This is a genomic window from Paracoccus subflavus (assembly GCF_004310345.1).
GTDB lineage: Bacteria > Pseudomonadota > Alphaproteobacteria > Rhodobacterales > Rhodobacteraceae > Paracoccus > Paracoccus subflavus.
In genome coordinates this window covers 15,323-37,495 of record NZ_SISK01000001.1, presented here as the reverse complement: position 1 = coordinate 37,495, position 22,173 = coordinate 15,323, and the positions used below count along the sequence as shown (strand labels likewise).

At 68.3% G+C, this 22,173-nt stretch carries 28 protein-coding genes and 1 pseudogene; 25 read left to right on the top strand and 4 right to left on the bottom strand.

What is annotated here, in order from left to right:
* Positions 1-327 precede the first annotated feature (327 nt).
* The 7 genes and pseudogenes from EYE42_RS00215 to EYE42_RS00190 all read left to right on the top strand — a co-directional run bounded on the left by EYE42_RS00215 (position 328) and on the right by EYE42_RS00190 (position 4,698).
* Complete coding sequence (locus tag EYE42_RS00215; RefSeq protein WP_130989312.1) at positions 328-846, top strand: hypothetical protein; 519 nt, start codon at positions 328-330, stop codon at positions 844-846.
* Entirely contained in the window at positions 843-1,046 is a 204-nt protein-coding gene (locus EYE42_RS00210; protein WP_081969308.1) for a hypothetical protein, read from the top strand. Before EYE42_RS00215 ends, EYE42_RS00210 begins: the two co-directional genes overlap by 4 nt.
* Positions 1,039-1,485: a DUF6362 family protein gene (locus EYE42_RS00205; protein ID WP_130989311.1), complete on the top strand. Its 447-nt coding sequence runs from the start codon at positions 1,039-1,041 to the stop codon at positions 1,483-1,485. The genes EYE42_RS00210 and EYE42_RS00205 overlap by 8 nt, the downstream gene beginning before the upstream one ends.
* A gap of 404 nt (positions 1,486-1,889) precedes the next feature.
* Positions 1,890-3,284, top strand: a complete 1,395-nt coding sequence (locus tag EYE42_RS00200) for a site-specific DNA-methyltransferase (protein WP_130989310.1) — start codon at positions 1,890-1,892, stop codon at positions 3,282-3,284.
* Positions 3,208-3,789: pseudogene (locus EYE42_RS16255) on the top strand (DNA cytosine methyltransferase); the annotation flags it as partial. The gene EYE42_RS00200 and the pseudogene EYE42_RS16255, both read left to right, overlap by 77 nt.
* A gap of 208 nt (positions 3,790-3,997) precedes the next feature.
* A complete protein-coding gene (locus tag EYE42_RS16250) occupies positions 3,998-4,480 on the top strand; it encodes a hypothetical protein (RefSeq protein ID WP_246020564.1) in 483 nt (160 codons plus the stop codon).
* Positions 4,477-4,698 carry a DUF7220 family protein gene (locus tag EYE42_RS00190; protein ID WP_130989308.1) on the top strand — a complete coding sequence of 74 codons (222 nt, stop codon included), beginning with the start codon at positions 4,477-4,479 and terminating at the stop codon, positions 4,696-4,698. Before EYE42_RS16250 ends, EYE42_RS00190 begins: the two co-directional genes overlap by 4 nt.
* On the opposite strand, the gene EYE42_RS00185 is transcribed toward EYE42_RS00190, so the two are convergent.
* The 3 genes from EYE42_RS00185 to EYE42_RS00175 all read right to left on the bottom strand — a co-directional run bounded on the left by EYE42_RS00185 (position 4,695) and on the right by EYE42_RS00175 (position 6,246).
* A complete protein-coding gene (locus tag EYE42_RS00185) occupies positions 4,695-5,249 on the bottom strand; it encodes a hypothetical protein (RefSeq protein ID WP_130989307.1) in 555 nt (184 codons plus the stop codon). The two genes, EYE42_RS00190 and EYE42_RS00185, sit on opposite strands and share 4 nt — an antisense overlap.
* Positions 5,250-5,364: 115 nt before the next feature.
* Positions 5,365-5,931 (bottom strand): DUF3489 domain-containing protein, encoded by a 567-nt coding sequence (locus EYE42_RS00180; protein ID WP_130989306.1) that lies wholly within the window; start codon positions 5,929-5,931, stop codon positions 5,365-5,367.
* A 90-nt stretch (positions 5,932-6,021) separates the two neighbouring features.
* The gene (locus EYE42_RS00175; RefSeq protein ID WP_130989305.1) at positions 6,022-6,246 is read right to left on the bottom strand and encodes a hypothetical protein; all 225 of its coding nucleotides are present in this window, start codon (positions 6,244-6,246) and stop codon (positions 6,022-6,024) included.
* 111 nt (positions 6,247-6,357) lie between these two features.
* Here EYE42_RS00175 and EYE42_RS00170 point away from each other — a divergent pair, with 111 nt between their 5' ends.
* From EYE42_RS00170 to EYE42_RS00130, 9 genes are read left to right on the top strand one after another with little or no spacing between them, the layout of a single operon-like run.
* Positions 6,358-6,954, top strand: coding sequence for a hypothetical protein (locus EYE42_RS00170; RefSeq protein WP_130989304.1), 597 nt, complete (start codon positions 6,358-6,360; stop codon positions 6,952-6,954).
* Entirely contained in the window at positions 6,902-8,902 is a 2,001-nt protein-coding gene (locus EYE42_RS00165; RefSeq protein WP_130989303.1) for a phage terminase large subunit family protein, read from the top strand. The genes EYE42_RS00170 and EYE42_RS00165 overlap by 53 nt, the downstream gene beginning before the upstream one ends.
* A 9-nt stretch (positions 8,903-8,911) precedes the next feature.
* Complete coding sequence (locus EYE42_RS00160) at positions 8,912-9,121, top strand: phage head-tail joining protein (RefSeq protein ID WP_246020529.1); 210 nt, start codon at positions 8,912-8,914, stop codon at positions 9,119-9,121.
* Between the two features lie 3 nt (positions 9,122-9,124).
* Complete coding sequence (locus tag EYE42_RS00155) at positions 9,125-10,648, top strand: phage portal protein (RefSeq protein WP_130989301.1); 1,524 nt, start codon at positions 9,125-9,127, stop codon at positions 10,646-10,648.
* Positions 10,649-10,652: 4 nt separating this feature from the next.
* Complete coding sequence (locus tag EYE42_RS00150) at positions 10,653-11,666, top strand: head maturation protease, ClpP-related (protein ID WP_165455662.1); 1,014 nt, start codon at positions 10,653-10,655, stop codon at positions 11,664-11,666.
* A 4-nt stretch (positions 11,667-11,670) separates the two neighbouring features.
* Positions 11,671-12,036: a head decoration protein gene (locus EYE42_RS00145; RefSeq protein WP_130989299.1), complete on the top strand. Its 366-nt coding sequence runs from the start codon at positions 11,671-11,673 to the stop codon at positions 12,034-12,036.
* Between the two features lie 43 nt (positions 12,037-12,079).
* Entirely contained in the window at positions 12,080-13,093 is a 1,014-nt protein-coding gene (locus EYE42_RS00140; protein ID WP_130989298.1) for a major capsid protein, read from the top strand.
* On the top strand, positions 13,093-13,404 hold the full coding sequence (locus EYE42_RS00135; protein WP_130989297.1) for a head-tail joining protein: 312 nt from the start codon (positions 13,093-13,095) through the stop codon (positions 13,402-13,404). Before EYE42_RS00140 ends, EYE42_RS00135 begins: the two co-directional genes overlap by 1 nt.
* A complete protein-coding gene (locus EYE42_RS00130) occupies positions 13,401-14,030 on the top strand; it encodes a DUF6441 family protein (RefSeq protein ID WP_130989296.1) in 630 nt (209 codons plus the stop codon). Before EYE42_RS00135 ends, EYE42_RS00130 begins: the two co-directional genes overlap by 4 nt.
* Here EYE42_RS00130 and EYE42_RS00125 read toward each other — a convergent pair.
* Entirely contained in the window at positions 14,018-14,437 is a 420-nt protein-coding gene (locus EYE42_RS00125; protein WP_165455661.1) for a hypothetical protein, read from the bottom strand. The genes EYE42_RS00130 and EYE42_RS00125 overlap by 13 nt on opposite strands.
* A gap of 156 nt (positions 14,438-14,593) precedes the next feature.
* On the opposite strand from EYE42_RS00125, the gene EYE42_RS00120 reads away from it, so the two are divergent.
* The 9 genes from EYE42_RS00120 (at position 14,594) to EYE42_RS00080 (ending at position 22,167) form a co-directional block, all read left to right on the top strand.
* The gene (locus EYE42_RS00120) at positions 14,594-15,013 is read left to right on the top strand and encodes an acyl-CoA transferase (protein ID WP_130989294.1); all 420 of its coding nucleotides are present in this window, start codon (positions 14,594-14,596) and stop codon (positions 15,011-15,013) included.
* 24 nt (positions 15,014-15,037) lie between these two features.
* On the top strand, positions 15,038-15,982 hold the full coding sequence (locus tag EYE42_RS00115) for a phage tail tube protein (RefSeq protein ID WP_130989293.1): 945 nt from the start codon (positions 15,038-15,040) through the stop codon (positions 15,980-15,982).
* A 209-nt stretch (positions 15,983-16,191) separates the two neighbouring features.
* On the top strand, positions 16,192-17,124 hold the full coding sequence (locus tag EYE42_RS00110) for an IS110 family transposase (protein WP_028718737.1): 933 nt from the start codon (positions 16,192-16,194) through the stop codon (positions 17,122-17,124).
* An 18-nt stretch (positions 17,125-17,142) separates the two neighbouring features.
* Positions 17,143-17,580, top strand: coding sequence for a hypothetical protein (locus tag EYE42_RS00105; protein WP_130989292.1), 438 nt, complete (start codon positions 17,143-17,145; stop codon positions 17,578-17,580).
* Between the two features lie 98 nt (positions 17,581-17,678).
* Complete coding sequence (locus EYE42_RS16465; protein WP_281277788.1) at positions 17,679-17,807, top strand: DUF7697 family protein; 129 nt, start codon at positions 17,679-17,681, stop codon at positions 17,805-17,807.
* The gene (locus EYE42_RS00095) at positions 17,800-20,217 is read left to right on the top strand and encodes a phage tail tape measure C-terminal domain-containing protein (protein WP_130989291.1); all 2,418 of its coding nucleotides are present in this window, start codon (positions 17,800-17,802) and stop codon (positions 20,215-20,217) included. Before EYE42_RS16465 ends, EYE42_RS00095 begins: the two co-directional genes overlap by 8 nt.
* Complete coding sequence (locus tag EYE42_RS00090; RefSeq protein ID WP_130989290.1) at positions 20,217-20,843, top strand: DUF2460 domain-containing protein; 627 nt, start codon at positions 20,217-20,219, stop codon at positions 20,841-20,843. Before EYE42_RS00095 ends, EYE42_RS00090 begins: the two co-directional genes overlap by 1 nt.
* Positions 20,840-21,724, top strand: a complete 885-nt coding sequence (locus tag EYE42_RS00085) for a DUF2163 domain-containing protein (RefSeq protein WP_130989289.1) — start codon at positions 20,840-20,842, stop codon at positions 21,722-21,724. Before EYE42_RS00090 ends, EYE42_RS00085 begins: the two co-directional genes overlap by 4 nt.
* Entirely contained in the window at positions 21,721-22,167 is a 447-nt protein-coding gene (locus tag EYE42_RS00080) for a C40 family peptidase (RefSeq protein ID WP_130989288.1), read from the top strand. Before EYE42_RS00085 ends, EYE42_RS00080 begins: the two co-directional genes overlap by 4 nt.
* Positions 22,168-22,173: the final 6 nt, after the last annotated feature.

The following is a 22,173-nucleotide window of genomic DNA, read 5'->3' as shown; positions in this document are numbered from 1 at the left end:
CTCTGCAGCCCCGGATTCTGGCCAGAATCCGCAGATTCTGCTCCCCGCGCGAAATCTGGATTCTGGCTTTTCCGATTTCATTTCAGTGGCTTGGAAGATGCTTTCCAGAATCCGGAAGGGCCTTTCCGGATTCTGCTCCGGATTCTGGAAGTTCTGTTTCGGATCAATGCCTTGGGGCAAATTTCAGAATTCGGAAAACGCCCCCCTAAAGGGGTAGGTGACCTCCCCGCCAAGCGCGGGAGGGTCACCACCTACCCCTGGGCAATTTCTCGGGCTGGATGTCCTGCCCGCCACCCCATCGAGCAGCAACCCGGAAAGGAGCCCATCATGGCCCACGCATCTTTGACCCCGACACCCATGAGCACCCCGTTCCCCGGCGTGCCGGTCGTCCTCGCCCTCGATCTCGGCACCACGGCCGGGTGGGCCCTGCAGGCGGCGGACGGTCTGATCACCAGCGGTACCGTGTCCTTCCGGCCGAGCCGCTATGACGGCGGCGGCATGCGCTACCTGAGGTTCCGGGGCTGGCTCGAGCAGCTGGCTCACGACGCCGGTCCCATCACCGCGATCCACTTCGAGGAAGTGCGCAGACACGTCGGCACCGACGCGGCGCATGTCTATGGCGGGCTGCTGGCCACGCTGACGTCGTGGGCGGAGACCGCGGGCGTCGCCTATCAAGGCGTGCCGGTCGGCACCATCAAACGCCACGCCACCGGCAAGGGCAACGCGAACAAGGACGCCATGATGGCGGCCGCCCGGGCGCGTGGCTTCTCGCCCGCCGACGACAACGAGGCCGACGCCATCGCTATCCTTCTCTGGGCACTGGAGACCCGGGGAGGTGTGCAATGAGCGGCATGCGGTTCACGCCCAAGGGCTACGGCGGTCACCGCCGCAATCCCGACGAGGTCAAGCGCGACGGCTGGAAGGAACAGGGGCTGCTGGCGGTCGCCATCGACGACGACCGCCTGACCTGGCCCGAGCGGGAGCTGGTGCGCCAGCTCGGCGAGCGGCTCTACGGCAAGCGGGAACGGGAGGCGCGTCATGGGTGAGTGGACCACAGCACAAGTGCAGGACCGGCTGGAGCTTGCGGCGGGCGTGATGCGACAGATGCCGGGCGTGATGCCACAGGACTTCTTCAACGCCTGGCCCGAGTATTTCCACAGCTTCGCCGACAAGGTCGGTCAGGAGCCGCAGATGCGTCGCCCGAGGCCCAGCCCGCGACAGATCACGCAGGCCGAGGAAGCGATGCTCTGGCTGCGCTGGCTCGAGCCCGAGGATGGGCGCCTGGTCTGGGCCCGCGCCGACGGAATGGCGTGGAAGCCGATCTGCTGGCAGTTCGGCCTGTCGCGCACCGCGGCGACCAAGCGCTGGCAGTACGGCCTTGCGGTGATCACCTGGCGGCTGAACGGTCGCGTGCCGTCGCCCCGACGCTCGCAGCAGTTCGTCATTGAAAACGCCAATCGGCTGTCAAGAAAAATCGTCCTCTGAGGAAATTTTCGGGTGTACATCGCAGGCCCTTACACATTTCGACGAGGCCGTTAGAAAACGAATATGCTCGGGAGAGGAGCGCGCAGGCAGAGGCCGCGCCACTGGCTTCCGGGGTCCAGAGACGGGTCCAGCCGGGGTCCAATGGGCTAACCCATTGAGTTCTTGGTTCCTTCCTGGCGACATTCGTATGCTGGCGGGCGAAGCGCGGGACATCGCCAGCGACAGGGCCGGATTTTTGGGAAGCCACCCGGAAGCCGGACCCACGCGCTCCCCGCGCAAACACCAATGAACGCTGGCCTTCCGACCGGACACCGATGGTCGCCGCTGGACCCCGTGTGGGGTCCAGCCCGGCATCCGGAGTCCGGAAGCCACCGGCATCCACCCGACGAGGAACCTTGCCTACCATGACGCTGAGCTTCGCCCCGGACGCGATCGAGACCTGGCCGCTGTCGCGCCTCCAGCCCTACGCGAAGAATGCGAAGGCGCATGGCGCGGATCAGGTTGCGAAGATCGCCGCCAGCATGGCCGAGTTCGGCTGGACCGTGCCCTGCCTCGTCGGCGAGGACGGCGAACTGATCGCGGGCCACGGTCGCGTGCTGGCCGCGACGCAGCTGGGGCTGACCGAAGCGCCGGTCATCGTGCTCGGGCACCTGACGGAGGCGCAGCGCCGGGCGTACCGCATCGCGGACAACAAGCTGACCGAACTCGGCACGTGGGACGAGGCGCTGCTGTCGGCCGAACTGAACGACCTCTTGGCCGAGGACTACGACCTGTCGCTCGTTGGTTTTTCCGATGGCGAGTTGGACAAGCTGCTGGCCTTCGTGCCGGAGGGGGATGGTGAAGAAGGTGGCGCCGGGGGCTCCGTGCCCCCGGTGACCATCCCCGAGCCGCCGCGCAATCCTGCGTCGCGCACCGCCGATCTCTGGATCCTCGGCGACCACCGGCTGCTCTGCGGTGACAGCACCAGCGCTGCCGATGTGCGCCGCCTGATGAACGGCGAGCGCGCGGTCCTGTTCGCGACCGACCCGCCCTATCTGGTGGACTACGACGGCTCAAACCATCCGACCCGCAACAAGGACTGGTCGGCCTCCTACGGCACCACGTGGGACGACTCCTCTCAGGGCGCGGAGCTCTACGACGGCTTCATCGCCGCCGCCGTCGCCGAGGCGATCACCGAGGACGCCGCCTGGTACTGCTGGCACGCCTCGCGTCGCCAGGCGATGCTCGAAGCCTGCTGGGAGAAGGCGGGCGCCTTCGTCCACCAGCAGATCATCTGGGTGAAGGACCGCGGGGTTCTGACCCGGTCGCATTACCTCTGGAAGCATGAACCTTGCTTCATGGGCTGGCGTCGCCCGAACCGTCCGCCCAAGGTGGCCGAGGAAACCCTGCCATCGACATGGGCGCTGCCCAGCTTCGCCAAGGATGATCGACCCGACCATCCGACGCCGAAACCGCTCGACGCCTTCGGCATTCCGATGCGCCAGCACGTGGCGCGGGGCGGGCTTTGCTACGAGCCGTTCTCGGGGTCCGGGTCGCAGATCATGGCGGGCGAAGCCAATGGCCGCCGCGTCTTCGCAATGGAAATCAGCCCGGCCTATGTCGATGTCGCCGTGGAACGCTGGCAGGCCGAGACGGGGCGTGAGGCGATCCTCGACGGCGACGGTCGGACCTTCGCGCAGGTCAGAACCGAGCGGCTGGGCGACAGCGTCGAAGCCCCCGCCGATGTTCCGGACGGCGACGTCGCTCCGGTCACGGACGCCGCCCCCGAACCCGCGCGCAAGCGCAAGACCGCCGCGTGACATGCATGACCTGGCTTTACCTTCCTCCGGAGACGCTTCCGGGGCCGGAGACGCATGCCTCTTCGGCCTCTCCCTCTGCTCCGGCGCTGGCGGTCTCGACCTCGGGCTCACCATCGCCATCCCCGGATATCGTGCTGTGGGCCATGTCGAACGGGAAACCTACGCCGCAGCCACTCTCGTGGCGCGGATGGAAGACGCGTCCATGGATCAGGCTGTTGTCTGGGACGATGTTGCCACCTTCGACGGCCGCCCGTGGCGTGGCGCGGTGGACATTGTTACTGCGGGCTATCCGTGCCAGCCGTTCTCCGTCGCGGGCAAGCGCCGGGGCGCGGACGACCCGCGCCACCTCTGGCCGCATGTCGCCCGCATCATCGGCGAGGTCGAGCCGCCCTTCGTCTTCCTCGAGAATGTCGCCCATCATCTCCGCCTCGGCTTCCCCGAAGTCGCCAGCGGACTGGTCGGTATGGGCTACCGCCTTGCGGCAGGCCTCTTCACGGCGGCGGAGGTCGGCGCACCCCACAAGCGAGAGCGGCTCTTCATCCTCGCGATCCGCGGGGGGGACGAGCTGGCCGACCCCGCGCGCCTGCTCTGGTACCCGGTCGAGTGGCGGGAACCGGACGGAACTGCTGCGGCTCTGGCCGACGCCGAGGGCCAGTGCCAACGAAAACCGGCAGACGAAGCCGACACCGTCGCAGGAAGCGGGCCAGCACGGGATGAACCTGGCGACGACGGCCGCGCTCTGGCCCACGCCGCAGATCGACAGTTTCCGCAGCCGGGGCGGAGATCGGAAGCACGAGAAGGGTCTGGACGGCATGGCGCGGGACTGGCCGACGCCGATGGCGAACGACGGCTGCAAACCGAGCGCGGGCAACCGGCGGTCGGCCGATCTGACCCATGCGGCGGGGATGTGGATGACGCCGACGGCGCGCGATCACAAGGATGGCGCGACGACATTGGCGAACACGCCGGTGAACGGTTTGCTTGGCCGCCAGGTCCTGGTGACGCCGATGGCTGGGAGCGATACCTCCGAGCCGCGCCGGACCTTGAACCCGCTGTTCGTCGAGGCGCTGATGGGCTGGCCCACCGGGTGGACCGGCTTCGGCTCTGTGGCAACGGCGTGGTCCCGCTGGTTGCGGCGCATGCGCTGCGAACTCTGGCGGCTGAATTGCTGGCCGATGGATGAGGCAGCGGCATGAAGCAGTCCCGCCTCATGTCGCTGGTCGAGTCCGTCGCCAACGTCATCGTGGGCTACGGCGTCGCCGTGGTCACGCAGATCCTGATCTTCCCGGTCTTCGGGCTGCACACGACGCTGGCGCAGAACCTCAAGATGGGTGCGGTATTCACCGTGGTGAGCATCGCGCGGTCCTACGTGCTGCGGCGTCTGTTCGAGGCGATCCGGATGCGGGGCGACTAGATGGAGTAGCTGCCGAAGGGCTTTCCGAACTTCTCAACGCCCGATTTGCCCAGCAACGTTAGCTTGTTGTGCAGCTTGTGACCGGGAGAAGCGTTTCGGGCCTCGCGCGCCCAGACCTTGGCGTCAATTTCCCAGACATCGAAGTTCGATCCGTCCGGGGTGAAAGCACAGAGAACGACATCGATCCGCTCGAGAAGGGTGTTGAGACATCCCCATTGGGTGTTGCGCCCCTTCGCCGTGCGCAGCGTAGCTCGCCGACCGTCAGGTAGCTTGAGTTCTGTTGCCACAGGGCTGACGAGGTCGCCGATTTTGCTCGCAAGTGCCCGGCCAGCTGAGATGCCAAACTCATACCCCTCGCGGCCGGTGAACTCGTCCTGTCCGCCACTCGGCTTGGAGGGTTTCGTCGATACGACCTTGGGAGCCTTCGGCAGAAATTCGTCCAAGGCACGAGCGGCAACGGATGCAGCCGATAGACTAGGGTTCTGAGTCAAGAATTCGCCGAGACGGGATGCCAGATTGGGATCCAGTCTAACCGTGATAGAGTCGACCATGCGCGCCACCATTCAAGAGGGTTGATGCACGCATCTTGCAGACCAACGATAGGATTCGTCAAGAGGTATGATTCATACCCCTTGACGTGTCGTGCTTCCGCGAAGCTGCGTCCAATCAAGCGATGCGGTAGACCCGCCCCCGATCCTCGACCTTCTCCGAGGTCACCTCGAGCCCGAGTTTCTTCTTCAGCGCCCCGGCCATCGCGCCGCGCACCGTGTGCGACTGCCATCCCGTCGCGGCCATGATCTCGTCGATGGTCGCGCCGTCCGGCGCGCGCAGCATCGCGATCATGGTCGCCTGCTTGGTGCCCTCGCGCGGCGTGCGCGCCTTGGGGGCGGCCTCGGTCTCGGTGGGGGTGTCCGGCGCGGGCTCCTTGGTCGGCGCGTTCGTCGCGCCCGCAGGCGCGGAGTTCGCGTCCTCGGGCTCGATCCCGATGGCGGCGAGGCCTGCGTCGGTGGCGATCAGCGTGACGCCGTGGCCGTCGCCGGTCTCGCGCCAGACTAGCTCGCCATTGCGCATGTCGGCGTCGACCTCGTCGAGAAGGCCCTTGGCGAGCATCGCGCCGACCACCTTGGCGGCGGCGCCACCCCGAAGGCTCGCGGGCAGCGGCAGGGCGATATGTTCGGGCCGCTGTGCGGCGGCGCTCAGGATCAGGGCTTGTGTGTCGGAAAGCTTGGTCATCGTCGTCTCCCGTATCGGGGCGCGCGGAATGCGGGCCCTTCTACGAGGTCGAGCCCGCCAGTCGGCGGGCGGGACCGGGAGCGGGTCGTCTCACTCGGCGTGTTCGCCTTCGCTGAAGGCCATGTCGGTGATCTCGCGCAGCTTGGCGCGGTAGTGGTTCAGGGTGCCGACATGGCCCCAGTTGATCTCGTCGGGGCTGGTCTCGAAATGGTCAGCGCTGAGGGCGGCGAGCCGCTCCAGCATCGCGTCGATCTCGGTCTTCGCGGCGATGAAGGCGTCGAGGACTTTCGTGTTGTCGGTCGCGCGGCGGGTCATCGGGGAGGCTCCTTGGTGAGTTGCATCGCTTCGTTGGAGTGACGTTCGCTCCGGTCTCGACGCTTATCAACTCGATAAGCACATGATCCTGAATGATAATCGGAGCCGTCGATGCAGGGCATGAGCGAGCGCCAGTACGCCGCCCATGTCGGGCTGTCGCGGGGCGCGATCCAGAAGGCGAAGACGGCCGAGCGGCTGGTCCTCTATCCCGACGGCAGCATCAACGCGGCTGCCAGCGACGCCCGACGCGCGGAGACGACGGACCCGTCGAAGACGAGAAAGCCGCCCACGCCGAAGCTGAAGCCCGTCCCCGAGGCGGCGGTGGCCGCCGTCGGCGACACGCTGCGCGAGCAGGGGCTGGCGGTCCCGGCGGTCGGCGGCGGCACGACCTTCCTGCAGGCCAAGACGGCGAACGAGGTGCTGAAGGCGCAGGAGCGGCGCATCCGTCTCCAGAAGCTGAAGGGGGAGTTGATCGAGCGGGCCCGCGCGCTGGCGCTGGTGTTCCGGCTGGCGCGGGAGGAACGGGATTCGTGGGTGAACTGGCCTGCGCGCGCGGCGGCGCTGATGGCGGCAGAACTCTCGGCCTCATGCAGCGACGCGACAGGCCAGCAGATCACCGTGGAGCCAGCCGTGATGCAGAAGGTGCTGGAGAGACATGTACGCGCCCACCTCGACGAACTCGCCGAGGTCCGGCCCGACTTCCGGTGACGATGAGGGCCTGACGGACTTCGACGGCGCGGGCGAGATCCTGCGCGCCTGGGGCAACGGGCTGCGGCCCGACCCGGACCTGACCGTTTCGGAATGGGCGGACCGGCACCGGATGCTCTCGGGCCGCGCCTCGGCCGAACCCGGGCGGTATCGCACGGTGCGCACGCCCTACATGCGCGAGATCATGGACCGGCTGAGCCCCGGCGATCCCACGCAGCGGATCGTGTTCATGAAGGCCGCGCAGGTGGGCGCGACCGAGGCGGGCAACAACTGGATTGGCTTCGCCATCCACCAGGCGCCGGGCCCGATGCTGGCGGTCCAGCCGACGGTGGAACTGGCCAAACGCAACTCGCGGCAGCGGATCGACCCGCTGATCGACGAAAGCCCGGAGTTGCGGGACCGGGTCAAACCGGCCCGGTCCCGCGACGCGGGCAACACGATGCTGTCGAAGGAGTTCGCGGGCGGCATCCTGATCATGACGGGCGCGAACTCGGCGGTCGGACTGCGGTCCACTCCGGCGCGCTACATCTTCCTCGACGAGGTGGACGCCTATCCGGCGTCCGCCGACGAGGAAGGCGATCCGGTCACGCTGGCCGAGGCCAGGTCATTGACCTTCGCCCACCGGCGCAAGGTGCTGCTGGTCTCGACACCCACCATCAGGGGTCTGAGCCGGATCGAGCGCGAGTACGAGGCATCGGACCAGCGCCGGTTCTTCGTGCCGTGCCCGCATTGCGGCTCGATGCAGTGGCTGAAATTCGACCGGCTGCGCTGGCAAAAGGGCCGTCCCGAGACGGCGGAATATCACTGCGAGGGCTGCGACGCGCCCATCGCGGAGCATCACAAGACGGCGATGCTGGAGGACGGCGAATGGCGGGCGACCGCCACGCCCGCCGATCCGACCACGGTCGGGTATCACCTCTCGGCGCTCTACTCGCCGATCGGCTGGCTGAGCTGGGAGCGGATCGTGCGGGCATGGGACGGGTGCCAAGGCTCGGACGAGGCGATCAAGGCGTTCCGCAACACCATCCTCGGCGAGACCTGGGTCGAGACCGGCGAGGCGCCGGACTGGCAGCGATTGGCGGACCGGCGCGAAGCATGGGCGACTGGCACGGTGCCTGCGGGCGCATTGTTCCTGACGGCAGGCGCCGACGTACAGAAGGACCGCATCGAGGTCGATGTCTGGGCGTGGGGTCGCGGGCTCGAAAGCTGGCTCGTCGATCATCTCGTCCTTGAGGGCGGGCCCGGCGATCCGGCGTGCTGGCGGCGGCTTACGGATTTGCTCAGCCGCACTTGGGCGCACGCCTCCGGCCAACACATGACGCTGGCACGGCTTGCGATCGATACCGGCTATGAAACCTCGGCCGTCTATGGCTGGTCGCGTCAGGTCGGGTTTACGCAAGTCGCGCCGGTTAAGGGCGTCGAAGGGTTCAACCGCTCAAGCCCCGTCACTGGCCCGACCTACGTGGACGCGACCATTGCGGGCAAGCGCCTGCGCCGTGGAGCACGGCTCTGGACGATCGCCACATCGACCTTCAAGGCCGAGACCTATCGCTTGCTGCGGCAGGACAGACCGACGCGCGAGGAATTGAACGCGGGCGCCATCTGTCCACCCGGGACGATCCATCTGCCCGACTGGGCCGATGGCGAATGGCTGAAGCAGCTCACCGCCGAGCAACTGGTGACGGTCCGCACCAAGCGCGGCTTCGCCCGGCTCGAATGGCAGAAACTGCGCGAACGCAACGAGGCGCTGGACACCCGCGTCTACGCCCGCGCCGCCGCGTGGATCCTCGGGGCTGATCGCTGGCCCGAGGCGCGGTGGGCGGATCTCGAATCTCAGCTCGGGGTGACGAAGCAGGACGAGACCGAAGCTGCGCCGGGAAGCGCGGCGCCCGCTCAGAGGCTGACGGCGCCGCGCAGGCGCACCGTGCGCTCCAGTTACATGAGGTGATCTATGGCCATGGCCGCAGAGCTTCGCGCCCGCCGCGACGCGCTTACCGCGCAGCGGTCCTCGGGCGTTGCACGGGTCAGCTACGACGGCAAGACCGTGGATTATCGCAGCGTGGCGGAGATCGACCGGGCCGTCGAGGCGCTCGACCGCGAGATCGCCGCGGCCGAGGGACGACGGATCGTGCGGCAGGTCCGCGTGACGACGGCGAAGGGGCTCTGACCGATGCGTCTCTTCGATCGCTTTCGCCGCCCGGCGACTGGCGGCCCCTCCGCTGTTAGTGCCCGCCTCGAAGGCGCCATGGCGAAGCGCCGCCTCAGGGGCTGGAACCCGCCGCTTGAGAACGTGAACACGCTCGTCGCCTCGGGCGGCCCGCGGTTGCTTGCGCGCGCCCGCGAACTGGTCGTCACCAACGGCTATGCCGCGAACGCCTGCGAGGCCTTCGCCGCGAACCTCGTCGGCGACGGCATCAAGCCCTCGTCGCTGATCGAAGACGCGACACTTCGTGACCGCGTCCAGCGGCTCTGGCTCGCCTGGACCGACGAGGCCGATGCCGACGGCCTGACCGATCTCTACGGACTGCAGGCCATGGTCGCGCGGGAGATGTTCGTGGCGGGCGAATGCTTCGTCCGGATGCGCCCGCGCCGGGCAGAGGACGGGCTGCTGGTCCCGCTGCAGCTGCAGCTGCTGCAATCCGAAATGCTGCCGTTCGAGAAGACCGAGTCGGCGGCGAACGGCAACCGCATTCGTTGCGGGATCGAGTTCGACGCCATCGGCCGCCGCGTGGCGTACCATTTCCGCCGCCGCCATCCCGGCGACAGCACCGATCAGGGCGCGGTCATCCCGGAGACGGTGCGCGTACCGGCTGTGGACGTGCTGCACATATATCGGCCGATCGACGCAGGCCAGCTCCGGGGTCTGCCGCATATCGCGCCCGCGATGGTGCGGCTGTTTCTGCTCGATCAGTACGACGACGCCGAGCTCGACCGAAAGAAGACCGCGGCGATGTTCGCGGGCTTCATCACCAAGACCGCGCCGGAAGAGCCGATGATGGGCGAGGTCGAGGCGGGCCTTGACGGCGCGGCCATCGCGAGCCTCGAGCCCGGCACCATGCAAGTGCTGTTGCCGGGCGAGGACGTGAAGTTTTCGTCTCCTGCGGATGTGGGCGGTGGCTACGAGGCATTCCAGTACCGGACGCTACTCGCGGTCTCGGCCTCCTTGGGGCTGCCGTATCACCTTGTCACCGGCGATGTACGGCAGGCGAACTATTCGAGCCTCAGGGCGGAGCTCGTGGAGTTCCGCCGCCGCATCGGCCAGCTGCAACATGGCGTGATCGTGCACCAGTTCTGCAGGGCGGTCTGGCTGCGCTGGCTGGAGATCGCCGTCCTCTCGGGCGCGCTCGACATCGACGACCCGACGCCCGCGCGACCGGTGCAGTGGATCCCGCCGCGCTGGGACTGGGTGGATCCTCTGAAGGACATCCAGGCGCAAGTGCTGGCGATGGAAGCAGGCATCACCTCGCGGCGCAAGGTGGTCGAAGCCACTGGCTACGACGTCGGAGAAGTGGACCGCGAGAACGCTTCCGATGCAAAGCGCGCCGCCGATCTGGGCCTCAGCTACCGCACCAGCCCCGGCGAGACGCAGGGCGCGCGTGCGACACCGGCGACGCGGGCCCAGCCGGGCGGTGGAACCGGCGGGGACAGGGGCGACGGCGCCTCGGCGACTGATCCCGCCACCGAACAGGAGTGACGACATGGCAAGCTGGTATGCGATCCGCGCCCGGGGGACCGGCGCTGAAGTGGCGATCTATGACGAGATCGGCGCCTACGGGGTTTCGGCGAAGGGGTTTCTGACCGAACTCGGGGCGCTGCCCGATGCGGCGCCGATCGATCTGAGGCTCAACAGCCCGGGCGGGTCGGTCTTCGACGCCGTCGCGATCCACAACGCGCTGAAGCGGCACGAGGGGAAGGTCACCGTCTGGATCGACGGCATCGCCGCTTCGGCCGCCTCCTACGTGGCGATGGCGGGCGACGAAATCGTCATGCCCGAGAACGCCTTCCTGATGATCCATGACCCGGCCGGCCTCGTGATGGGTACGGCCGAAGACATGCGCGCCATGGCCGAGGCGCTCGACAAGGTGAAGGGCAGCCTCGTCGCGGGCTATGCGGCGAAGTCCGGCCGGGCCGCCGAAGACATTGCTGCGCTGATGAGGGCCGAGACCTGGTTCGACGCAAAGGACGCGCTGGACGCGGGCCTCGCTACCCGCATCGCCGAGCCGGTCCGGATGGCCGCGCGCTTCGACATCGCCCGCTTCCGCAACGCGCCGCCCGAGCTGGTCGAGTCCGTTGAGACCGATACGACCGGCGAGAACCACCGTGCCGACCCCGATGAGGCGACCGCTGACCCCGAGGAGTCCTCTCAGGCATCGGACGCCGAGGACGATGAGACTGTCGGAGCCGAAGCCGAGCAAGCCCCCGCCGAAACGGCGACCCCCAGCGGGGCGCCATCCGAGCCCGCGGCGATCCGGGCCGAGGCCATCTCCCATGCCCGCGCCGTGGTCGATCTCTGCCGCATCGCGGGTCTGCCCCAGATGGCCAGTCGCTTCCTCGAGCATGACGCGAACCTCGACGAGGTGCGGGCGGCCCTTCTCGCCGCGAAGGCGGAAGCCGAGCCGGAGATCGCCCCGCATCACCCGCAACCCGGCCGAAGCTCGGCCGCGAGTCCCTGGGGCGAGATCGTCGCCCGCACCTTCAAGCTGAAAGGATGAACCCATGACCACGCTGGTTGAAGGCAAACACCCCGGCGGATTCCTCGTATGGGAAGCCTTCCGTGACTACACCCGCGAGACGATCGCCGTCGCCGCGGGCACGCTCGAGCCCGGCACGGTGCTGGGCAAGATCACCGCGTCCGGCAAGTATGCCGCGCACGATCCCGACGCCGTCGACGGCACCGAGACCGCCGTCGCCGTGCTCTGGGGCAAGGCCGACGCCTCTGGCGGCGATGCGCCCGCCGTCGCCGTCGTCCGCGGTCCCGCCATCGTCAATCGCCACGATCTCGTCTTCACGGGCACGCCGAGCGAGGGCGAGATCACCGCTGCGCATGCCGCGCTGCTCGCGGCCGGCATCCTTGTGCGCTGACCCCGCGCGCCATCCCCGAAATTTCTGAACCGGAGGCATTCCCATGGCCACCATGAACATCTTCGAAGGCGATGCCTTCACCATCGTCGAACTCACTCGCGCGCTCGAGAACATCCCATTCAAGCCGGCGCTGCTCTCGGGCTCGAATCTTTTCTCGCCGCGCGGCGTGCGGTCCCGCACCGTCGTGATCGAGAGCCGCGACGGCACGCTCTCGCTGATCCCGTTCTCCGAACGCGGCTCGGCGTACGAGCAGCAGGTGCCGGACCGGCGCGAGATGCGCGCCTTCGTCTGCCGCCAGTTCAAGAAGCAGGACGTGCTCTGGGCCTCCGAGATCCAGTCGGTCCGCGACTTCGGCTCGGAGAGCGCAACCCAGCAGGTCCAGACAGAGGTGGCCTACCGGCTGCGCAAGCTGCGTCAGGACGCCGAGACCACCTTCGAGTACCATCTGCTTAACGGCATCCAAGGGATCGTGAAGGACCCGAAGGACAACGCCACGGTAGTGAACTACTTCACCGAGTTCGGCATTAGCCCCGCCGCAGAGATCGACTTCGACCTAGACAACGCGAGCCCCGCCTCGGGAGCGCTTCGCAAGCGCTGCCAGGCGCTGATCGAGGATGTCGAGGCATCAATGGGCGGGCTCTCGGCGGGCGCGGTGCAGGTGCGCGCCGAATGCGGCTCGGCCTTTTTCGCCGATCTGGTGGCGCACAAGGAGGTCCGGGAGACCTATCTCAATACCGCCGCCGCGGCCGATCTGCGCGGCCGTGTCGCCGACGAAGTCAGCTTCGGCGGCATCACCTTCCGCCGCTATCGAGGTGGAGTGGGCTTCGGCGTGCCGACCGACAAAGCCTTCTTCTTTCCCGAGGGCATCGAGGGCCTGTTCGAGATCTACTACGCCCCGGCCGACACCTTCGAAACGGTCAATACGCTCGGTCAGCCGCTTTACGCCCGCACCATCCCCGACCGGGACCGCGACGAATGGGTACGGCTCGAAATCGAGAGCAATCCGCTCCCGATCTGCACCCGCCCGCAGGTGCTGCGCTCGGCACGACGGACCTGATGATCGCGGTCGTCGCGGCACTCGACGCGCTCTTCGCGGACGGCAACATCGCCCGCGACGGCGTCTATGTCGCGGACGGTGGCACTCCGGTCCTCGTCCGCGTCGTCACTCGCCGTACGGACGAGGTAACCGGCTTCGGCGAGGCGCGCATCTGGTCGGAAACGACCCGCATCGACCTGCGCGTCGCCGAGGTGCCGAATCCGCGTCCCGGTGACCGCTTGGAAATCGACGGCGACGCCTTCCTCATTCAGGGCGAGCCGGTGCGCGATCGCGAGCGGCTGGTCTGGACCGTCGATCTGAGGCCCGCGTGAAACTGAAGCTCGACATCGATCCCGACATCGTCGCGATGATGGCGGCCGAAGTCGCGGCGGGCGAACGCGCTGTCACGGCCGCCATGCGCGAGGCCGGAACCTGGCTGAAGACCGCGTGGAGGCTGCAGATCACCGGCGCGGGGCTTGGGCCCCGGCTGGCCAACTCGATCCGGAGCCAGAACTTCCCGCGGTCGGGCGAGAGCCTGGACGCCGCGGCGCTGGTCTGGTCGAAGGCCCCGGTCATCGTCGGCGCGCATGACACCGGGCCGCTGATCCGCTCGAAGAACGGGTTCTGGCTCGCGATCCCGCTGCCTGCGGCAGGGAAGTCTTTGCGCGGTGGTCGGATAACACCCGGCGAATGGGAGCGCCGCCGCGGCCTGCGCCTACGCTTCGTCTATCGCCGCACGGGCCCGAGCCTGCTGGTGGCGGAGGGGCGGCTGAACACGAAGGGCCAGGCGGTCGTATCGCGCTCGAAGACGGGACGCGGCAAGGTCACCGCGCCGATCTTCCTGCTCGTGCCTCAGGTCAAGCTGCCGAAGCGGCTGGACCTGGCGCGGGATGCGGACCGGACGCTGGACGGCGTGCCGGGGCTGATCGTGGCGAACTGGGTGGATCAGCGGTTCTGACGCAACCCATGCATCACATCTTCGCATTCCGCCCGAATGTTTTTAGCGCCCACAGCTGACGACCAATCAGCCCAGCCAATATGCGCCAGCCCGGTCGCCTGCCTCTTCTTCTCGTAGAGTTCCCGAGCGACGAGCTTGGGGAGCATGACCGCGTCATAGAGGGCATAGTTGCGGTGCCACCGAACTGCCGCGAACCAGTCCGCCTTGTCGAGATTGTGCTGCTTCAACGAAACGCGGGGGTAAGGGCCATCGGTGCCGAGGATCCGCGATTTAACTTCAATGAGGCCAAATTGCGGGGAGCGAACATCGGATCCGCGGTTGTTCCCGCCAATCACCTCGCCGCCGGTTGCGATCGAGACCAGGAGTTCAGCCAAGATTTCGTGGCTGATCTTGTCATAGCGGGCCATGCATTTCGCCGTCTGAAGAATGTTCCAGATCTCTCGCGCGTCTTCGGCCGCATGATCCTGTTTTTCGGACAAGAGACTATCTCCAACGCTCTCGTTTGAAGCTGCTGAATAGGCGGAGCGCGAAGAGCTAGCAACGCATCCCTACGGGTTTTCCGCATGCCCACTCCCCGCGAAACCATCCTCGCCGCGCTGCACGCGCGGCTCTCGGCGCTGCCCGCCACTGCCCTCCGCGGCGAGGTGCTGCCCGAGCGCGTTCCAGCCGAGGGTCTGCTGATCTTGCGCGATGGCGAACCGGGCGAGCCCGAGGTGACGCTGTCGCCCCTTTGCTATCACTACCAGCATCGGGCCGAGATCGAGGCGGTCGTGCAGGGCGCAACCCGAGACGTCGCATTCGACACGCTGACCGCCAGCGTCGGCATGGCGCTCGCCGCCGACCGCACGCTGGGCGGGCTCTGTGATTGGGTCGAGGCGGAAGCACCGCGGCCGGTCGATCTGCCGGTCGAGGGCGCGGCGAGCCTGAAGGCTGCCGTGATCCCGGTGGTGCTGCACTATTCCACGGCCGATCCGCTCGGCTGATCCCGACAACCCGAGGAGAACACCATGGCACGAGCCCAGGGGGCGCGGGCGCTGATGGCGCTTGCATTCGAGACGACCTATGGAACGCCGCCCGCCAGCGGCTTCACCCGCATGCCCTTCGCCAGCACCTCGCTCGGTGCGGAGCAGCCGCTGCTGAACTCGGAACTGCTCGGCTACGGCCGCGATCCGCTGGCGCCGATCAAGGACGCGGTGACGGCCGACGGCGACGTCGTCGTGCCTCTCGACGCCGAAGCCTTCGGGTTCTGGCTGAAGGCCGCGTTCGGTGCGCCGACGACCACGGGCATGGAGGCCCCGTACAGCCACGAGTTCCAGTCGGGGTCCTGGACGCTGCCGTCGATGTCGATCGAGACCGGCATGCCGGAGGTGCCGCGCTATGCGATGTACTCGGGCTGTGTACTCGACCAGATCACCTGGCAGATGCAGCGCTCGGGGCTGCTGACCGCGACTGCGCGGCTGGTGGCGCAGGGCGAGAGTGTGGGCACGACCACAAGCGCCGGAACGCCCGCCGCGCTGGAGCTGAAGCGCTTCGGCCATTTCAACGGATCGATCTCGAGGAACGGCACCGCGCTTGGCAACGTGGTCTCGGCCGAGATCACCTATGCCAACAACCTCGACCGGATCGAGACCATCCGGAGCGACGGCCGCATCGACGGCGCGGACCCGTCCATCGCGGCGCTGACCGGCCGGATCGAGGTCCGCTTCGCCGACCAGACGCTGGTGACGCAGGCCATCAACGGCGAGGCCTGCGAGATGGAGTTCGCCTACGTCCTGCCCTCGGGCGAGAGCTTCACCTTCACCGTGCACGCCGTCTACCTGCCGCGCCCGCGCATCGAAATCTCCGGGCCGCAGGGCGTGCAGGCGACGTTCGACTGGCAGGCGGCGCGCGACAGCGTGGTCGGCCGGATATGCACCGCCACCCTCGTAAACGATGTGGAGACCTTGTCTTAAGATTTCCCCCGGTTCCCGTGCGATACGGGAGCCGCTGTCCGGCACCTCAAATATGCCGGACAGCGGCGGGGGACGGATCGTTGTGGAGATGGTCGGAGAGGGCCGGTCAGTAGTGTGATCGCCCCCGCCTTTTCGAATGTCCTGAACGGATACATGGGGAAGACCTCGCGTCCTTGCCCCGAATGACAAGGCCAGGAGGCGAAAAGACCATGACCGACACTATCGGGATCGACATCTCGAAGACCACACTCGACATCTACCGTATCTCGGACGGCAAACGAGCCCGCTTCGGCAACGACGCGTCCGGCTTGAAGGCCATGCGCAAGTGGCTCGGGGCGGCACCGCTCCGCGTCGTCTACGAGGCGACCGGGCGCTATCACCGCGATCTGGAGGCCGCGCTTGCGGCTTTCGGCCATCACAACGTCAAGGTGAACCCCGCACGGGCGCGACGCTTCGCGCAGGCTACCGGACAGGGAGCGAAGACCGACCGCGTCGATGCGGAGATGCTTGCACGGATGGGTACCGTGCTCGGCCTCGAGGCGACCCCGGTCAAAACTGACGAACTGCACGAAATCAAGGAGCTGCATGTCGCTCGGGTTGCTCTGATCAAGGATCGGACGGCCTGCCGAAACCGGATCGGCATGGCGCGCAACAAGATCGTCCTAGCGCAGCTGCGCGCGCGCCTTCGCCAGATCGACACCCAGATCGCGCAGATCGACAGGGAACTGCGCTCCCGGATCAAAGCCGATCCCGGGCTCGCCAGGCGCTACGAGATCCTGACGTCGATCCCCGGCGTCGGGCCCGTCGCCGCCATCGCCCTGATCATCGAGATGCCGGAGCTCGGGGCGATGAGTTCGAAGGAAGCTGCGAGCCTCGCAGGCCTCGCACCTATCACGCGGCAGTCGGGAACGTGGAAGGGCAAGGCCCGTATCGGCGGAGGCCGCACTGCTCTCCGTTGCATGCTGTTCATGCCCGCTGTGATCGCGACCCGCTTCAACGCCCCGCTCCAGCAAGTCCACCGGACGCTCATCGCTGCCGGAAAGCCCTGGAAAGTCGCCATCACGGCGGTGATGCGAAAGCTCATCGTCCTCGCCAACGCCCTGATCCGGGACGACCGGAAATGGGCCGAAATCAACCCTTGATCAAAACGGATACTATTGATGCTCACGCTCGATTTGACCAACGCGCCGCGCTGGCACGACCTCGCCCCCAGCGTCCGGGTGCAGCTGCGCCCACTGGCCACCGCCCTGATGGTGGCCACGCGCAGCGATCCCGCCGTCGAGGCAGTTCCGGAGGAGGCTTCCGACGAGGAGCGCGCGGTCGCCTTCGCCAAGGCGCTGGCGCGTCGGGCGGTGCTCGCCTGGGAGGGCATCGGCGATGCGGACGGCAAGCCCATCGACCCCAGCCCCGAGGCCATCGACGCGCTGCTCGATGTCTGGCCGATCTTCGAGGCCTTCCAGCTGACCTACGTCTCCAAGGGCCTGCTGCTGGAGCAGGAAAAAAACGGCTCCGCGCTCTCGCCGAATGGTCCTTCGGCGGGGGCGAGCGATACTGCGAAGCCTGCGCGCAAGCGTGTGAAGACTGCCCGGCGCGGCTGAACCGTCCGGAAACACCGGAGGGTTGGCAGGTCTGGGATCTCGTCGGCCGCCTCGGCGGCCAACTGCGCGTCCTGCCCGGCGCCGTGATCGGCTGGGACATGTCGGCAGCGCTGGCGCTCGGTCACGCGCTCGGCGTGCCGCCGCTCGCCATGGCCGAACTGCTGCCGGTCATCGAAGCGGTGATGGTGGCCAAGCTCAACGAACAGATGGAACGCCCCAATGGCTGAAAAGCGTGTGTCCGTCCGCCTCGCCGCGGTCGGCGGGCGACAGGTGCGCGCCGAGCTGGAAGGCGTGGGCGAAGCCGGGGCGCGTGGCTTCGGGCGGCTGAGCCGCGAGATGGAGGCGGCGACCGCCCGGCTTGCGGCCTTCTCGCGCCGGGTGCGCGTGGCCGCCGCTGCCGCAGTTGCCGCCGCGACCGCCGCTGGCGTGGCGATGATCCGCTCCGGTCTGCAGACGGTCGATGCGCAGGCCAAGCTCGCTCAGTCCCTCGGCACCACCGTCGCCTCGATCCAGACGCTGGAGCGCGCGGGCGAGCTGGCGGGCGTGTCGATGTCCGGCATCGAGCAGGCCACCAAGGATCTGACGCGTCGCCTCAGCCAGGCGGCCGCCGGGACCGGCCCTGCCGCCGATGCGCTGGATCGCCTCGGGCTTTCTGCGTCAGACCTGTTCGCCCTGCCGCTGGACCAGCGCGTCGGCGCGATCAACGCCGCCATCGAGAGCTTCGTGCCCGCCGCCGAGCGCGCGGCGGTCGCGGGGCAGCTCTTCGGCGAGGAAGGCTCCATCGCCATGAGCCGGATCGACACGGCGACGCTGCGCCAGGCGACGGAGGACGTCCTCGCCTTCGGCGTCGTCGTCTCCGAGCAGGACGCCGACCAGATCGAGCGGACGAACGATGCCATCTCAAGGCTCGGGCTGATCTGGCGCGGGTTGTCGAACCAGCTCGCGGTCGCCGCAGCCCCGGCACTGGAAGCCGTCGCCAACGCCATGGCGGCGGTCGCCAGCCGCACCTGGCCGCTCGGCATCGCGATCCGCGGTCTCTTCGACAACATCGGCCGCCTGACCACCTATGCCGCCACCTTCGCGGCGTTCCTTGCGGGCCGCTGGGTCGCCGGCATGGCCGCTGCTGCCCTTTCCGTCCGTGGCCTCGCCACGGCGCTGGTCGTCCTGCGCGGGGCGCTGATCCGGACCGGCATCGGGGCGCTGATCGTTGGCGCGGGCGAGCTCGTCTATCAGTTCACCCGTCTCGTCTCCGGTGCGGGTGGCTTTGGCGAGGCCATGTCGCTTCTGAAGGACGTCGCGGTCGAGGTCTGGGAACGGATCAAGATGGGCGCTGCTGCGGCGGGTGCGGCCGCCACGGCGATGTTCTTCGACCTGAAGGCCGACGCCGCGTCGGGCATGCAGAGCGCCATCGAGAGCGTGGTGGCCTTCGGCAACACGGCGGCGAACACCTTCGAGGGCGCCTACGAGGCGATCAAGGCGATCTGGGGTCTACTGCCCGCCGCCGTCGGCGATCTGGCGTTCCAGGCCGCCAACAGCCTGGTCGACGGCGTCGAGGCGATGCTGAACGGCGTGGTCTCCCGCATCAACGGCTTCATCGGTGGCATCAACCAGGGGCTGGAAGCGCTCGGCTCCGAGCGGCGCATCTCGCTGGTGCCCGACCTCGACCTCGGCGAGATCGAGAACCGTTTCGAGGGCGCGGCCAGCGCTGCGACCACCGCCGCGCAGGCGGCGTTCGACCGGGCCTTCGAGGACAACCCGCTCACCGCGCCCGACCTCGGTCTGACCGAGGCGGCGGACCGGGCGCTCGAGTCCGCGAACCTCTATCGCGGCGCCGCGCGCGATCTGGCCGAGGGAGCCCGCGCCCCGCTGGAAAGCTGGCAGGCCCTGCGCGAAGCAGTGCGTGGCACCGACGAGGCGAGCGCGGATGCGCTGACAGAGGCCACCGGCGCGGCCGAGCGCCTGGAGACGGCGCTTGGTGAAGCCGGGCGCGCAGCAACAGGTGCGGGTGCGGCGGCCGGGGCTGCTGCTGCGGCAGCGGAGCCCGCGACCGAGGCGGCCGTCACCGGCTGGCAGGCCGTCACCGCCGCTCTATCGGACTATGCCAGCAAGGCCCGCGACATCGGTGGCGACATCGGCCAGACCCTCGTCGGCGCCTTCCAGTCGGCGGAGAACGCGGTCGGTGAGTTCGTGAAGACCGGCAAGCTCGACTTCCGCGACATGGTCACGTCGATGATCGCCGACCTCGCCCAGCTGGCGGCGCGCCGGTTCATCCTCGGGCCGATCGCAAACGCGCTCTCCGGCGTGTTCTCCGGCGCGGGCGGCATCTTCGCCAACGTCCTGCATGCGGGCGGGATGGTCGGATCGGCTGGGCCGTCGCGCATGGTCCCGGCGATGGCCTTCGCCGCTGCGCCGCGGATGCATTCCGGCGGCATGGCCGGCCTCCGCCATGACGAGGTGCCCGCGATCCTGCAGCGCGGCGAGCGGGTGCTGTCGCGGCGGGAGGCACAGAGCTACGGCGCGGGCGGCGGGGTCAACGTCACCATCATGGCGCGCGACGCCGAGAGCTTTCGGCAATCCCGCACGCAAGTCGCGGCAGACATCGCCCGTGCGGTCTCGCTCGGGCGGAGGGGCATGTGATGGCGTTTCACGAGGTCCGGTTTCCCGACAACATCAGCCGCGGCGCGCGCGGCGGGCCGGAACGGCGCACGCAGATCGTCGAGCTCGCCTCGGGTGACGAGGAGAGGAACGCCAGCTGGGCGAACTCGCGCCGCCGCTACGACGTGGCTTACGGCATCCGCCGCGCGGACGATCTGGCGGCCGTCGTGGCTTTCTTCGAGGCGCGGAACGGGCGGCTGCATGGCTTCCGGTTCAAGGACTGGGGCGATCACAAGTCCTGCCTGCCCTCGGGTACGCCGTCGCCGACGGATCAGGCAATCGGCACCGGCGACGGCACCACCACTGCGTTCCAGCTGGTCAAGCGCTATGCCTCGGGCGCGCAATCCTGGACGCGCGCCATCGCCAAGCCGGTGGCGGGCACCGTGCGCATCGCGCTCGGCGGGATCGAGCAGCTCTCCGGCTGGTCCGTCGACACCGCGACCGGCGTCGTCACCTTCAGCGCCGCGCCGGGCGCTGGCGTCGCGATCACCGCGGGCTTCGAGTTCGACGTGCCGGTCCGCTTCGACACCGACGCGCTCGACGTGACGCTCGACCTCGAGCGGCTCGGCTCGATCACCTCCATTCCGCTTCTGGAACTGCGCCGATGAAGACCCTCGATCCCGCCCTGCAGGCCCATCTCGACGAGGGCACGACCACGCTCGCGTGGTGCTGGCGGATCACGCGCGCCGACGCCGTGAGCTTCGGCTTCACCGACCACGACCGAACGCTCAGCTTCGACGGGACGGTTTTCGAGCCCGAGAGCGGACTCACCGCGTCCGAGGTGCGCTCGGGCTCGGACCTATCGGTCGATGCGCAGGACGCCGAGGGCGTGCTGACTTCGGACCGGATCACCGAGACCGACATCCTCGACGGCCGCTGGGACAATGCGGAGGTCGAAGTCTGGCGGGCGAACTGGGCCGATACGAGCCAGCGCGTGCTGATGCGGCGCGGGGCCATCGGCCAGATCCGGCGTGGGCGTCTGGCCTTCGTCGCCGAGGTCCGCTCGCTCGCCCACGTCCTCGGCCAGACGGTCGGGCGGACCTTTCAGGCGACCTGCGACGCCGCGCTCGGCGATGCGCGCTGCGGCGTCGATCTGGAGGACCCGGCCTTCAAGGGCACGGGCGCGGTGATCGATCTGCTGCGGGATCGCGCCTTCACCGCCTCCGGGCTTAGCGGCTTCACCTCCGGCTGGTTCACCTTCGGGACGCTCGAATGGACCAGCGGCGCGAACGCGGGGCGGCGCACCGAAGTGCTGGGCCATGACGTCACGGATGGCATCGCCGTGCTGACCCTGCTCGAAGCGCCGGTGCGCGCGATCGCCGAAGACGATGCCTTCACCATCCGCGCGGGCTGCGACAAGCGCATGGAGACCTGCGGGGCGAAGTTCGCCAACACCGTCAACTTCCGCGGCTTCCCGCACATCCCCGGCCAGGACGCCGTCCTCCGCTACGCCACCAAGGATGCCGGGCACGAGGGAGACGTGCTGTGACGCAACCCCTCGCATTGGCCGACCCCGCGCGCGTCATCGCCATCGCGCGGTCCTGGCTCGGCACGCCGTATCACGATCTGGCCAGCCTTCGGTGCGTCGGTTGCGACTGCCTCGGACTGGCGCGCGGGATCTGGCGCGAGGTCGTCGGGCCCGAACCGTTCCCGATCCCGCCCTACAGCCGCGACTGGGGCGAGATCGGGCCGCGCGAGGTACTGGCCGAGGGCGCGCGGACCATGATGATCGAGGTGTCGCCTGCCGAGGCCGGTTGCGGCGCGCTGGTCCTCTTCCGCATGAAGCCCCGCGCCATCGCGAAGCATGTCGGGATCCTGACCGCGCCCGACAGCTTCCTCCATGCCTATGAGCGGCTCGGCGTGATCGAGGAACCGCTCACCAAAGCCTGGCGGCGTCGCATCGCCTTCGCCTTCCTGTTCCCGCAACGCTGAGATCCA